Raw genomic sequence first — 12,909 nt, forward strand, 5'->3', positions numbered from 1 at the left:
GGTCGCCTGGGGCCTCGGTCAAGGGAACCGAAATTCTGACCGGCGTGCTCGAAGCAACAGTGCGTGACCCTTCCAGGTCGGGCCCCGGCACCAAACTCACATGCGGGCTCACACGCCCAAGGAAACATCGGCGTCGGCAGGCGACCCGACCCCATTTTCACGCCCGCAAGGCGTCCCCCGGAAGGGATAGGGAACTCACATGTGAACGTGGGTTGCCGACAAGAAACGGGTCCTGGCCGGTAGAGCCACAAGATGTGGGAGGCCCCAGTGAAGGTTCAGCGCACGAGTGTTGGTTTGGATGTGCGCGCGCGGTCGGCGGTCGGGTGCGCGTTGGATGGGGATACCGGTGAGGTATTCGAACGTCGGTTGACCCAACCAACCCGCGAATATCAGGTACGCACCTGCTAACTTAGGATAGCCTAGTCTATGTTAGTGGGGTCGAGGGATGGAGTAAGGGGAGGAGAGGTCGAAGAGCTAAGCCTCATGCTTGGCGCACGGCCTTTTTGCCCACCGGAGGAGTGTCTGGTGACATTGCGGGTCGCTTGCGAGGGTCTGGTCGCTACCGGCGGGGGTTTCCAAGCCGTGACTGCCCGGTTAGCGACCGAGGACACCGGGGTGGTCTCGTTGATCACAGCGATGGTGCCGCTCGCGGTGGACCCGATGTCACTGATGAGCGCAGGGGGCTCACGATGACCATGCCGATCTGGATGGCCTTTCCGCCCGAGGTTCATTCGGCGTCGTTGAGCAGCGGTCCGGGACCCGGTTCCTTGCTGGAGGCGGCGGCAGCATGGAACTCGCTTAGTGCCGAATATGCATCCACGGCAAACGAACTCAGTGCTTTGTTGGGGGCGGTGCAGACCGGCGTGTGGCAGGGACCGAGCGCGGAGTCGTATGTGGCCGCAAATGTGCCGTACCTGGCGTGGCTGATGCAGATCAGCGCCGACAGCGCCGCTACGGCCGCCCAGCATGAAACCGTGGCCGGCGCCTACACAGCCGCGTTGGCGAGCATGCCGACGCTGGCCGAGCTGGCCGCCAACCACGCCACCCACGCTGTGCTAGTGGCGACGAATTTCTTCGGAATCAACACGATTCCGATTGCACTCAACGAGGCTGACTACGCGCGGATGTGGGTTCAGGCCGCCACCACGATGAGCACCTATCACGCGGTCGCCACCACAGCGGTGGCGTCGACACCGCAAACCGATCCGGCGCCGCAGATCCAGAAGAACTCCGATCCCCCTGCGGCGCAGGCTCAGGCCACCCAAACCGGGCCGTCAACGGGTCTGGGCGACCTGCTGTCTGACCTACTGCACAAGCTAGGACTGTCGGACCAAATCATCGACGAGTTCGGGATCGACAACATATTTAACTTCCTGGACCATCCGGTCAGCTACATCATGACGCACGCCATCCGTCGACTCTTGACCGATCCGTTGTCGCTGCTGGAAAACCCGCTTTATCTGTTCTACGACGGCGACGAGGTGTTCTTCCCACTCGGCCAGGCCATTCTCCCGACCTCCGCCGGTGCGATCACCCCCATCGGTTCCTTAGCCAGCGTCGCGGGTGTGGCGGCGCTGGCCGCGGGTGATCCTGCCCCGACCGCCGTGGAGGCGCCCCTGCCCGCTGCGCCGGCCGCGCCCGAGGTGCTGCCGGCCGCCGGGACGGGCCCGACTCTCCAGGCGGTGGCCGCCGCCCCCGCCTCGGGCCCGGCGCCAACGCTCGCGCCCGCCCCGGGCCCGGTGTCCACACCCGCGCCCGCTTCCGCTAGCGCCCTTGCGGGCACCGCACCGACACCGATGCCGGCCGCGACCGGGGCGGGTTTTGTGCCCCCCTACGCGGTGGGCCCTCCTGGAATCGGGTTCGACTTTGCGAGTGCGAGCGCCAGCGCCAGCGCTAAAAGGAAGGCGCTAGAGCCCGATGTCGCCGCGGCGGCAGCCCCGGCGGCCGCGCGGAAGCAGGCGCGAACTCGCCGGCACCGGCGGGCGGGGGTGCGCGGGCACGGTGATGGGTATATGGACATGGATGTCGTGGTTGACCCCGAGTGGGGCACACCGCCGCTCGACGAGCAGCACCTGGCGTCAACGGCGGCCTCCGACCAGGGCGCCGGTCCGCTGGGCTTCGCTGGCACGGCAGGAACGGAGACGGCCGGACAGGCTGCCGGTCTGGCCACCCTGGCCGGCGACGAGTTCAGCGGCGGCCCGACGATGCCGTTGATGCCAGGCACCTGGCAGCTCGACGGCGGGCCGAAACACGGCGATAACCGCTGATAGCACGAAGCACATCCGACGTTGGCTTGAGACGTTTAGCCAGTGTCTCGCGCTACGCATCCGGCCGTCGGTGTCAGTCGTCAGGCAGGCGAATCAGGAATCCGCTTGCGATCAGTTTTCGGGCCAGCTCGGTCTGCTGCTTTGCGCTTAGCCCGGGTAGATCGCCAATCCGAAAGGGCTTGGTAGCACTGGATACGAACAGCATCGCGGCGTGGTGGTCGGGACTGGCGGTTATCGACAATTGGGCAAACTGCAGGGCAACACCGCCGGGTAGAGCCACCACCCGCGAAAAGAGCGGCTGGTACTTCACCACCAGGGTGCGCTCATCGATTCCGGCGGCGTTGGAGATCTGTCCAACCGGTGGGCATCGGCCGCGCCGGGCCAGGATCTCCGCCATGGCGCCGCAGCCTTCCGCGATCACGTTCGGATCCTCGAGCATTTTGGCCATGCCGTGCACCAGAACGTCAAGGCTCGCCCTGGCGTCGGCGTCCTCGAGATGCCGCGGTGGCAGGCGGGTGTGCACGCGGTCATCCCGCACACTCAACAGGTAGAGCATGTGGGTTACCAGCGTGAGCACGGTGGGCGCGCGAATTCCCAGAGTCAGGTGTACGGACGGCTCTGAACTCGTTTCAGCCGAATGAACCTGGCCGCGTGGCAGGTAGAGCACGTCGCCGGCTTCCAGCAGCAGGTCGGTCGGCGCCGGGAGGTTGGCGGTGACCACCTTGTCGTAGCGCCGCACCACATGTGGTGCTACCACATCGCCGTACAGATGCCAGATCTTGGATCCTTGGATCTGCAACACCAGCACGTCGTGCTGATCGTAGTGGGGGAGGAAGCCTTGTGAGTCAGGTGGCGTGACGTATGCGTTGACCTGTGTCGGGAAGTTCAGCTCAACCTCGATGGCGTGCGACAACAAGGCAATCGCGCGCACGTACTGCTCGACCCTATCCAGGACGATCGTGTAACCGGCGGCAAAGTCGGTACGGACGCGGACAAGATCGAGACTGCCATCAGCACGTCGGTAGGTGTCACCGTCCTTTTTCTCCTGTCCGCGCACCAGCCGCATGGTCGATGGGTCTGACTGAACATTCCCCAAGAGTTCTTCGGCCGCGGATGGCGAGCGCAGAAGGCCATCGAAGTAGCCCGCGCAGCGTCGCTTGACATGATAGGGCGCCACACCCCATATCTCGTCGAGAAAGGTCTGCACCGTGACAGGTTGAAGCAGCCATGCTAACGAGAGCCCGACGATGATCCCTCCTCAAAATTCAGTGACGACGTCAGGGGGCCACCGGTTGCGCACAGCGACTTAGCGTTGTCAGCATCGCAGTGAACCCATCACGAGTCAACGACACCCAGGTTATTCAGGCATGGCCCAGCCTTCCAATTGCGCAACCCTGATCGCCCCCACTGAAATTCCCCACTGACGCGCATCGAATCTCCTTACCCCAGTGGCTCCGCCGACGAAGGCGGGCCTGCTCCGATGCCGCTGGTGTCCACCACCTGCAACGCCTGCCGCCAAAGGCCCGCTTTCTCATGCTCACATGGAAGGCGACGTGCACGTGCAGGCCGTGAGCCTCGCTGCGCCGTCGTCTGGACCGCCCACGGGTGAGCGGCGTCGACGTGTTCATCAACCGCCGCCACAGTGTGGTCGCCAAGCCCACTGGCGCGAACACGTTTGCCGCCTTGCGTCGACAGTCCGGTCAGGTCGGCCGGCTCGCGCAACATACCCACCCCGGTGTGCACCACGGCGCCCCGGCCGTCCGCCGACACTTTCACCCGGTAAACCACTGCACTACTTTTCACTTAGAAACTGCCTCCCCGCCGGCATGGTGGGCCGTCGATAAGTTTCTTCATTATCCTGCGCAGGGCAGGAACCTTATCCACGCTTGTCGTGCAACGTATCTCACCGATTCCCTAAACGCTCGGCCAGTTCCCCAGGTCGCGGTTCTTCCCCGGACTCTGCCGCAGTGCCACGCAGCATGAGAACCTTGAGTGGCGCAACTGTTTGGTATACACAAGTAGTGCGGCTAGGCACGGCCAGATGACATGGGGAAAACCTTGACTGAACAGCAATGGAGCTTCGCCAGCTCCGAATCCGGAGCAACCACGATCCAGGCGGCAACCCAGAGCGGCCGGGGAATTCCGGACGATTGGAAGCGTTCACTGGCCACCCGCACGGAAGTGCGGCGCGGCGACGCCTCGGAGTGTTACCAGGCCGCCCAGCTGAGAAGTGTCGCGCTGTTGGCGCTGCTGTGGCGGCACCGAGACAATGCGCGTCTACAGCACCTCTTGGACAACCTGTGGCTCTCCCGTCGGCGTGTTCGCTCTCACATCACGCCTGGCGGCCTCGCGCACGGCCCTATCGGCCGCGAGGAGGTCCCGCGCGGTGACCGCTGGGACAACGAGATTCCCGCCCTGTTTTGCTCCCACCTAACGAGTCACGCGGTGTGGCCTTCTGACGAGATCTGCGAACTCCTTGAGCGGAACGCCGCCCTGTTTCGAGACGAATTCGGCGGTATCGACCCGAAGCTGTACCAAGTCGACACACGGGACAAAAGAAGTGGCCTGACAGACGGCCGCAACTGGACGGTTTTCCCTTTCTACGATGGGTTGGGGAAGCTGCAGGTCGATAACGCGCGCAGGTGTCCAAGGATCGCGGAGTTCCTCGGCAGCCTCGCCGGCACCGGCAGGATCGGCTGCATGGCGTTCTTTTCGATCATGAACCCGAAAACGCATGTGCCGCGACACACCTCGCAATTAAATACGCGCATGCGTTACCACCTTGGCATCGAAGTGCCCGAGCGCGACGTCCACTTCCGTATCCACGACCAGCTGATCGCCTGGAAGCAGGACCGATGCATCAAAATCGACGACTCATACGAGCACGAGGTCTTTCAGCAGTCTGACCGGCGCCGGGTCGTGTTCATCCTGGATCTGCCGCATCCGGAACTGCTACCCGAGGAGCTCGAGTTTCTGGAGCAGATCATGCGATGCTCTATAGACGGCTCGGCTCTTGACGGCATCTTCGAGACGGCAGGTTCCTTCGAGCGCTGAAGCTCCGACGTGAAGGTGGGTGTCGGCGGTTGCTGGCCCACACCACTGTGACCTGCGGGGACCCGACGATGCCAATGGTGCGGGCACTTGCAATCCGGACGAGGCCGACGAGGCAGGAGAAGCGGAGAGCACGGCTGATGCAGCAACGCGTCTCGGGTGCCAGTGTGGAGTTTTCGCTAGCTTGGTTGCTTCACCCTGTGCCGGTGGCGGCTTTCCTCGACGACATTTGGGGGGCGACGCACTGCCACGTCAAGCGAGGCCGTGCGGGCTACTTCGACGGTATCCTGCGCGGATCGTCGGCGATTGAGCAGCTCTTGGAGTTGTATCGGCGCGAGCCGTTGGCGGTGGGCCTGGTAAGAGGAAACGAGAAAAAGGGCTCGGACACCTTCCGGCTTGCCGATGGCACTCTCGACCTTGTCCGCGTCCGCAACGATTTCGCCGATGGCTACACAATCGTCCTGGACAGTGTCGAGCAGTACGTACGCGCCATAGCCTGCCTGTCACACGCCATCGAGGTTGAGCTGAATTTCCCGACAAAGGTCAATGCCTACATCACGCCACCCCAATCACAAGGCTTCGTTCCCCACTACGACGAGCACGACGTGCTGATCCTGCAGATCCAGGGATCCAAGATCTGGCATTTGTACAACGGCGCCGAGGTACCACCGCACGAGATGCGCCGCCAGGTGCCGGTTGATCACGCCCGGCTCCCGCCGCCGACCGACCTGTGCCTGGAGGCTGGTGACGTGCTTTATCTGCCACGCGGGAAAGTTCATGCGGCCGAGACAACCTTGCAGCCATCCGTCCACTTGACCGTCGGCGTCCACGCGCCCACCGTGCTCAGGCTCGTCACCCGGGCGCTTTATTCGCTGAGCTTCCAAGATGACCGCGTCCACACCCAGCTGCCGCCGCGGCATCTCGATGACGCGGACGTACGCGCGAGCGTGAGCGACCTCGTGCACGACATCGTCAGAGCCCTTGAAGAGCCAAGCGTCATCGCTGAAGGTCTCGGCGAGTTGGGGGATGTCCTGGTCCACCGCGGCCGATGCCCACCGATCGGGCAGATCTCCGACGCGGCCGGCATCGACGGACAAACCCTGGTCAGGAAGTACCAGCCGCTGTATTCGCGGGTGACGGCGGATGCTGGCGGTGTGGCCCTCCATTTTGCGCAATTGGCCATAAACGCCGGTCTCGACCATCACGCCGCAATGGTGTTCCTCTCGGACAGTACCCAGCCGTTTCGGGTGTGCGAGCTGCCGGGGCTGCGCGTGGAGCAGCAGATAGAGCTGGCCCGAACCCTGATCGTGAGCGGATTCCTTGTCCGGCTGCCCGATGACTGATACGGCCGCGGCGCTATGCCCCCCGGGGCGCGACCGGTTGGTGATGGAGTCCTCGCTCGAGCCGCGGGCATCATCTTTCACCGTTCGCGGCGCGGGGCGCCTCTGCGTCTCTGCCCGCCGCGGTTTGGCAGCGCGTGGCCCCGCATCTCGGGCTCGAAACCGATCCGGCGGCAATCCGGCGCATGATCGAGGAGTCCCATTTCTATGCACTTCTATGCCAAGGATCCCGCAGGGCGGGTCTTTGCCGGCGATGACCCGGGTCGGCGTCCGGTGACCGACGCGATACGGCAGGCCGCCCGGCGCTTCGCCGAGTCGGTCTATCGTGCGCTCGCATCACCGGCGTAGCGCGGTGGGCCTGGCCCGCAATCGATTTGACGGAGAGGCCACCAAGGTGTAGCGGCCGTAGCTACGAGGAGTTTCGACCCTGCCACGGTGGTCGCCGTCAGGACTGAAAGCTAGGTGAGCTTACCCGCCAGAAATATGGCCGTGGGGGTTTGCGAGCCCGCAACCGTGTGGTATTCATATTAATGAAAACCATTTTCATCTTGATCAGGGCTAATGCGGTGCCGAGGAGTTGTACCCATGACGTTGCACGTCGTCCCCGCGAGCCCCGCCGGTGCCGGTGCGGCCGTCGCAGCGTTGACCGCGCGCCTGGCAGCTGCGCATGCGGGAGCGGTTCGGTTGATCAGGCGCGCGAGCGACGCCGCTCGCGATGCCGCCGCGGCGTCGCCCCAACTGCCCGCCGGGCTATGACGGCTCCCATCTGGATGGCTTTTCCGCCCGAGGTGCATTCGGCGCTGCTGAGCAGCGGCCCGGGACCGGGGCCGCTGCTGGCGGCGGCGGGGGCATGGAACTCGCTGAGTGCCGAATACACGTCGGTGGCCGAAGAACTCGGCGCAGTGTTGGCGTCGGTGCAGGCCGGGACGTGGGAGGGGCCGGCCGCGGAGTCGTATGTGGCCGCGAACGTGCCGTATCTGGCGTGGCTGACGCAGGCCAGCGTCAACAGTGCCGCGACGGCCGCCCAGCTTGAGACCGCGGCCGCTGCCTACACGAGCGCAGTGGCGGCCATGCCGACGCTGGCCGAGCTTGCCGCCAACCACGCGACTCACGCGGTGTTGGTGGCGACGAATTTCTTTGGGATCAACACGATTCCGATCGCACTCAACGAGGCCGACTACGCGCGGATGTGGATCCAGGCCGCCACCACGATGAGCACCTACCAAGCGGTGTCCACCACGGCGATGGCGGCGACGCCGCAGACCGATCCGGCGCCGACGATCCAGAAATCCGACCCGCAAACCCGGGCCGACCCCTCATCCGGCCCCTCGCCCAATCCCCTCCCACTGTCCGGTGACAACCCGCTGGGGATCCCGCAGTGGCTCCAGAGCTTCTTGAACGAGTTCGGTATCGGAAACTCCATAGTTGCACATGACCCGAAGCTCGACTACTTCTTCGACAACTGGCTCGCGAGTCTCCTGCAGAACTTCGGGATCAATTGGAACCCCGCCGCGGGCACCGTTAACGGGTTCACCTACGACTCCTACTGGAACGCCTCCACGCCGATGTTCTGGGTTGTTCGAGCACTCGAACTTTTTGAGGACGTCCAGCAGTTCTTCACATATCTGGTGCGCAATCCGGTAGAGGCTTTTCAGTACTTCTTCAGCTGGGAGCTATTCGACATTCCTCTTCACATCGAGGAGGTAATCATCACTGCCCCGGAGGTGCCGGAGACCTTGGCCGCCGCGGGGGTTGCCCCCTTCGGGGGCGTGGGCGGCTTCGCGGGGCTGGCCGCCGCAATTCAGCCTGCCGCGATGCCCGCGGTGGTGCCGGAGCTGGCACCCAACGCCGTGGCGCCCGCTGTGTTGCCGGCCGCCGCGCTGGCCCCGACCCTCGCCGCGCCCCTCGCGGCACCGGCGGCGGCCCCAATCCCCACGACCGCGCCCGCGGCGAGCACTGTCGCCAGTTCTGCGCCGCCGTCACCTCCGCCGGCAGCGGGAGGAGTGGGCTTTGCCCCTCCCTACATGGTCGGCCCTCCCGGAATCGGGTTGGGTTCAGGGATGAGTGCAAGCGCCAGCTCCAGCGCGAAAAGGAAAGCACCGCAACCCGATACCGCTGCCGCAGCCGCGGCTGCCACACGGGAGCAGGCGCGGGCACGGCGGCGCCGGCGGGCGAAGCTACGGGGGTATGGGGATGAGTTCATGGACATGAATATCGAGGTCGACCCGGACTGGGGCCAGCCGGGGGAGCAGCCCGTTGCGGCGGCGGAGGCCTCCGATCAGGGTGCCGGGCCGCTGGGGTTTGCCGGCACGGTGCACAAGCAGACGGCCGCCGAGGCGGCCGGGTTGGCGACGCTGGCCGGTGATGAGTTCGGCGGCGGCCCGAGGATGCCGATGCTGCCTAACACCTGGCAGAACGAGGAGCCCGGCCTGGCAGAGGAAGGGGGAGAGCGCAGCTAGCACCGCAACGCTTAACACGCTGAACAGCGCAGGAGGCGCTCTCGGCGCGGGCATTTCATGGCACGGAATCGGCGGTGCTACGGGCTGCGCACGGATGGTTCGTGGAGGCGCGGCCACGATCACCACGCCCAACACGCCGGTGGATATCGGGCTCTTTTTCGCGAACCGGGGGGCGGGGAGACCAGGCGACACGCCGCGAACTCGCAAACGAGCTGATAGTGGGCCTGGGACTCGAACACTCCGTGATCACAACCACAATCACAAGGATTGTCTAGGAGCCCAGGTTGCCAGGTTGCCAGCAGATGGTAGTGGTCCGGTTGTTGCGGCGTTATTCGGGCCGGGCGGGTTTCGCGTGCTGGCTGCCGCCGATGCCGCGGTTAGTTGGAGTTGCTAGTGAGGATCATTGACCGGGTGCTGCCCCGCCTCGGCTGCGGCGCGCTGGCACGCGCCAAGAATCGCCGCCCGGTGTGGGTGCGTGACCTGTCGCTTGGCGGCAGGCCGGTCGTGGTGCGCTGGCGTAAACGGCTCTGGTGCTGCGAAGAGCCAGGATCATTCTGCCGTGCTCGCCCAGCTCGACGCGTTGAAGTCCGCTGATTCCGGGGCGGTGTTCGCCGAGCTGATCCGCGCCGGTCTGCAGGCGCCGATCGAGACCGAGGCCACTGGGGTGATCGGCGCTGGCCGCTACGAGCGCACCGACGGACGCGGCGCCCCCGTAACAGGCACCGTCCCAAGAGGGTGTCGACCACGAGCGACGATGTCGAGGTGCAGATCCCCAAGCCGCGCTCCAGGTCGTCCTCCCCCTCCCTGCTGCAGCGGCCGCCGCATCGGCAAGGCGTTGCACGCGGTGATCATGGAGGCCCACGTGCATGCGGATCTGCGCCGGCCTGGATAGCGAGGTCGAGGCGTTTCGCACCCGCAACCTTGTCCACACGCAGTTTCCGTACGTGTTCTGCGACAGCCACCTTTGGCACGCTCCGTGTTGGGGCGCGGGTGGTCTCCCGGGCCCTGGTGGTGGCCACTGGGCTGTCCATCGACGGCACCCGCGAGGTGTTGGGCACCGCAGTCGGCGACAGCGAGTCCAGCGAGTTCTGGCGCGAGCTTTTTTCCTCGCTCAAGGCACGCGGCCTGACCGGAGTGCCTCTGGTCATCTCCGACGCCTACGTGGGAATGAAATCAGCTGTGGCTCAACCATTAACAGGCTCTTCATGGAAGCGGTGCCGGTTAGCGGATAACCTGATGGCCCGCACACCGAAATCCTCGTGGCAGTGGGTGCGCACCTTGCTGCACTCGGTCTTCGACCAACCCGACGCGCACTCTGTTGTTGCTCAATATGATCGGGTGGTCGATGCACTATCTGACGAGCTGCCCAACATAGCCGAGCATCTAGACGCCGCCCGCGCGGACTTGCTGGCCTTCACCGCGTTTCCCACGCAGATCTGGCGCCAGATTTGGTCGAACAATCCCCAGGAGCGCCTCAATCGCGAGGCTCTTGTGACGTTACGGTGGGTCGATAACCCGGGATTTGGGGCGCAACGCCATGTCCTGCTTACGTTTTCGACTGCATAAAGGTTCAAGACGAGCATGGAGGTACGGCGTTGCGCAAATTCAGGGTATTCGCGACGGCTCTCGAAGGCCAGGACGTGGCGATCGTGACTGAGACGTCGCGGGGAAAACAGCCGGTGACTGGCGAGGTGCTGGTGTGTTCGGTCCGGCCCAAGGCAGCACAGGCGAGTCGGTGTTCACGGTGCCTGAAGCGCTGCTCAGGCTATGACGCTGGGACGGCACTCGGCGTTGGCGAACATTGGACGTGGGCGCCACCAAGCCTTATCTGCAGGCCGTAGCGCCGCGGGTGCGATGCCCCGAGCACGGGGTGGTCGCCCATGTGCCGTGGGCACGTCCGGGAGCCAAGCACACCTAGGTGTTCGGGGACACCCGCGCGTGGCTGCCCACGCACGCCGCGATCAGCTGGTGGCAGCGTTTTTGCCGGTGGCCTGGCGCACTATCGATGCGATCGTGGCCCGGGTCGTCGCTGATGGCCGCGACACCAACGACCTGCTGGTCGGGCTTACCAGGATCGGCATCGATGAGATCGCCTACCGTAAAGGCCACCGGTGTTTGATCTGCGTAATCGACCATACTACAGGCCGATTGGTGTGGGCTGCCCAAGGCCGCAACAAAGACACCCTGCCCCGGTTCTGCGAGGAGCTGGGCGCCGAGCGGGCCGCGGCGTTGACCCACGTGAGCTGTGATGGCGCCGAGTCGATCCACACCGTCATCGCCGATAGCGCCCCGCAGGCTGTGATCTGCCTCGATCCGTTCCACGTCGTGATGTGGTCGATGAAGGCCCTCTACAAGGTCCGGGTGCGTACCATGGCCCGGAGTGGGAGCCGGGATCGCCACGCCATGTGGGCCGTGCGTAAGAACCCCGCCGACCTGTTCGGCGAGCGAGCAGCGCACCAGCCTGGTGGCCATCCAAACCACCAACAAGACTCTGTATCGGGCGTATCTGCTCAAAGAGCAACTTCGCGAGGTGTTTGGGGTCAAAGGCGACGACGCACGCGGGCTGCTCGCCGGGTGGCTGTCGTGGGCCAAGCACTCCCACATCCCCGAGTTCATCAAGCTCGCGGCCACCATCGACCGCTACCGCCACCTGATCCTAAATACCCTCGATCATGGCTTGTCGAATGCTCGCTCCGAGGCCACGAACACTCATCTACGGGCATTGACCAAGCGTGCGTACGGGTTTCACAGCTCAGATGCTTTGATCGGCATGGCCATGCTCACCCGCGGCGGCCTGTGCCCCGCACTACCCGGCCCAGCAGCATGAAAACCCACCCACGGAAACGTCAGGAGATCCAATCGGCGAGCTACGGCGCAGAACCGATGTCGGGGGTATCTTCCCTGACCGCCAATCGATCATCCGCATCGTCGGGGCTGTGTTAGCTGAACAGCACGACGAACGGATCGAAGGTCGCCGCTATCTGGGCCTCGATGTGCTCGCCCACGCTCCCGCCGCACTCGCTGGAGCAGACCAACCAGCCAACACCGACCAGCCCGCCCTGACGGCCTAAACTGCACCACGAAGGATCACGTGATCGAGCGAACTCATACACCACTCCAGCCGGCTTGGCCGACATCAGCCAGGCTCAACACTGCCGAGATCAACGCCGCCACAAGGGTGTTGCGTGCTCTCGTTGAGCACCGCGATGATCTGGTTAAGACCCGCACCCAGACCGCCAACCGGCGTCACGTCGTGCTGACCAACCTGATCGCCGGCGGCGCCGACCAGCAGCTGACCGCCAAACGTGCCGCCGCGTTGCTGTGCAGCGTTAACCCCCGCGATGGCGCCGGTCAACCGCTACGTGCGCTGGCCACAGACCTCATCAGCGAGATACCTCACCTCGACCGCAGGATCGCCAAGGCCGCGCGGATATCCAAACCGCCGTCGACGCCTCCGGGACCACCCTCACCAAGCTGTGGGGAATCAGCGCCTTAAAACGCTGACTCTCAGACGCCGTCTACGACCAGCTCGTAGCCGACGCAGCTCGCCCCGGGGTGAGCTCGCGAGGACATACGGGCGGCTACATCATCACGCGCGGCCGGCACAAACCCCAAGACGGGCTCTTTGGAAAAGTCACTTCCCGAGCCCACCAACGGCCACGCTACGACCCGAACTGGACACAGAGAGACACCACTTCCCTGGACGCCACTCCTAAGAGGTTAGGCATCGCGGCGGTCAATGGGTGTCGTTAAGCATGTGCAATATGTGGTGAAGTTGGCACTAGCTCATCT

Annotated in this window: 11 protein-coding genes and 5 pseudogenes; 14 read left to right on the forward strand and 2 right to left on the reverse strand. The window is 64.7% G+C overall.

Annotated elements, in window-relative coordinates:
* Nucleotides 1-252 precede the first annotated feature (252 nt).
* From MSM1_RS21660 to MSM1_RS08100, 3 genes and pseudogenes are all read left to right on the forward strand, one after another.
* Nucleotides 253-372 (forward strand): annotated as a pseudogene (locus MSM1_RS21660) (IS110 family transposase); the annotation flags it as partial.
* A gap of 153 nt (nucleotides 373-525) precedes the next feature.
* The gene (locus MSM1_RS08095) at nucleotides 526-693 is read left to right on the forward strand and encodes a hypothetical protein (RefSeq protein ID WP_213440974.1); all 168 of its coding nucleotides are present in this window, start codon (nucleotides 526-528) and stop codon (nucleotides 691-693) included.
* Entirely contained in the window at nucleotides 690-2,267 is a 1,578-nt protein-coding gene (locus tag MSM1_RS08100; protein WP_213440975.1) for a PPE family protein, read from the forward strand. The genes MSM1_RS08095 and MSM1_RS08100 overlap by 4 nt, the downstream gene beginning before the upstream one ends.
* A gap of 73 nt (nucleotides 2,268-2,340) precedes the next feature.
* Here the strand turns inward: MSM1_RS08100 and MSM1_RS08105 are convergent, their stop codons facing one another.
* Nucleotides 2,341-3,519, reverse strand: coding sequence for a JmjC domain-containing protein (locus MSM1_RS08105; protein WP_213441584.1), 1,179 nt, complete (start codon nucleotides 3,517-3,519; stop codon nucleotides 2,341-2,343).
* Nucleotides 3,520-4,325: 806 nt separating this feature from the next.
* On the opposite strand from MSM1_RS08105, the gene MSM1_RS08110 reads away from it, so the two are divergent.
* From MSM1_RS08110 to MSM1_RS22905, 7 genes and pseudogenes are all read left to right on the forward strand, one after another.
* The gene (locus tag MSM1_RS08110; protein ID WP_213440976.1) at nucleotides 4,326-5,321 is read left to right on the forward strand and encodes an aspartyl/asparaginyl beta-hydroxylase domain-containing protein; all 996 of its coding nucleotides are present in this window, start codon (nucleotides 4,326-4,328) and stop codon (nucleotides 5,319-5,321) included.
* Between the two features lie 137 nt (nucleotides 5,322-5,458).
* Nucleotides 5,459-6,661: a cupin domain-containing protein gene (locus tag MSM1_RS08115; protein WP_213440977.1), complete on the forward strand. Its 1,203-nt coding sequence runs from the start codon at nucleotides 5,459-5,461 to the stop codon at nucleotides 6,659-6,661.
* Between the two features lie 204 nt (nucleotides 6,662-6,865).
* A complete protein-coding gene (locus tag MSM1_RS08120) occupies nucleotides 6,866-7,006 on the forward strand; it encodes a hypothetical protein (RefSeq protein ID WP_213440978.1) in 141 nt (46 codons plus the stop codon).
* A 237-nt stretch (nucleotides 7,007-7,243) separates the two neighbouring features.
* Nucleotides 7,244-7,414 (forward strand): hypothetical protein, encoded by a 171-nt coding sequence (locus MSM1_RS22900; protein ID WP_213440979.1) that lies wholly within the window; start codon nucleotides 7,244-7,246, stop codon nucleotides 7,412-7,414.
* A complete protein-coding gene (locus MSM1_RS08130) occupies nucleotides 7,411-9,117 on the forward strand; it encodes a PPE family protein (protein WP_213440980.1) in 1,707 nt (568 codons plus the stop codon). The genes MSM1_RS22900 and MSM1_RS08130 overlap by 4 nt, the downstream gene beginning before the upstream one ends.
* A 487-nt stretch (nucleotides 9,118-9,604) precedes the next feature.
* Nucleotides 9,605-10,602 (forward strand): annotated as a pseudogene (locus tag MSM1_RS08135) (transposase); the annotation flags it as partial.
* Nucleotides 10,603-10,912: 310 nt separating this feature from the next.
* A pseudogene (locus tag MSM1_RS22905) lies at nucleotides 10,913-11,035 on the forward strand (hypothetical protein); the annotation flags it as partial.
* Here the strand turns inward: MSM1_RS22905 and MSM1_RS08145 are convergent.
* On the reverse strand, nucleotides 11,032-11,226 hold the full coding sequence (locus MSM1_RS08145) for a hypothetical protein (protein WP_213440983.1): 195 nt from the start codon (nucleotides 11,224-11,226) through the stop codon (nucleotides 11,032-11,034). The pseudogene MSM1_RS22905 and the gene MSM1_RS08145 overlap by 4 nt on opposite strands.
* A 6-nt stretch (nucleotides 11,227-11,232) precedes the next feature.
* On the opposite strand from MSM1_RS08145, the pseudogene MSM1_RS22910 reads away from it, so the two are divergent.
* From MSM1_RS22910 to MSM1_RS08160, 4 genes and pseudogenes are all read left to right on the forward strand, one after another.
* Nucleotides 11,233-11,493 (forward strand): annotated as a pseudogene (locus tag MSM1_RS22910) (transposase); the annotation flags it as partial.
* Nucleotides 11,494-11,497: 4 nt separating this feature from the next.
* Nucleotides 11,498-11,944, forward strand: coding sequence for a transposase (locus MSM1_RS08150; RefSeq protein WP_213440984.1), 447 nt, complete (start codon nucleotides 11,498-11,500; stop codon nucleotides 11,942-11,944).
* Between the two features lie 37 nt (nucleotides 11,945-11,981).
* Nucleotides 11,982-12,188 (forward strand): annotated as a pseudogene (locus MSM1_RS08155) (transposase); the annotation flags it as partial.
* A gap of 20 nt (nucleotides 12,189-12,208) precedes the next feature.
* Nucleotides 12,209-12,613 (forward strand): hypothetical protein, encoded by a 405-nt coding sequence (locus tag MSM1_RS08160; protein WP_213440985.1) that lies wholly within the window; start codon nucleotides 12,209-12,211, stop codon nucleotides 12,611-12,613.
* Nucleotides 12,614-12,909 lie beyond the last annotated feature (296 nt).

Source organism: Mycobacterium sp. SM1 (genome assembly GCF_018361265.1).
Classification (GTDB): Bacteria; Actinomycetota; Actinomycetes; order Mycobacteriales; family Mycobacteriaceae; genus Mycobacterium.

Excerpts from the sequence above, each read along its gene's own strand:
- MSM1_RS08100 (WP_213440975.1), top strand. The coding sequence starts at position 690 with ATGACCATGCCGATCTGGATGGCCTTTCCGCCCGAGGTTCATTCGGCG.
- MSM1_RS08120 (WP_213440978.1), top strand. The coding sequence starts at position 6,866 with ATGCACTTCTATGCCAAGGATCCCGCAGGGCGGGTCTTTGCCGGCGAT.
- MSM1_RS08115 (WP_213440977.1), top strand. The coding sequence starts at position 5,459 with ATGCAGCAACGCGTCTCGGGTGCCAGTGTGGAGTTTTCGCTAGCTTGG.
- MSM1_RS08130 (WP_213440980.1), top strand. The coding sequence starts at position 7,411 with ATGACGGCTCCCATCTGGATGGCTTTTCCGCCCGAGGTGCATTCGGCG.
- MSM1_RS22900 (WP_213440979.1), top strand. The coding sequence starts at position 7,244 with ATGACGTTGCACGTCGTCCCCGCGAGCCCCGCCGGTGCCGGTGCGGCC.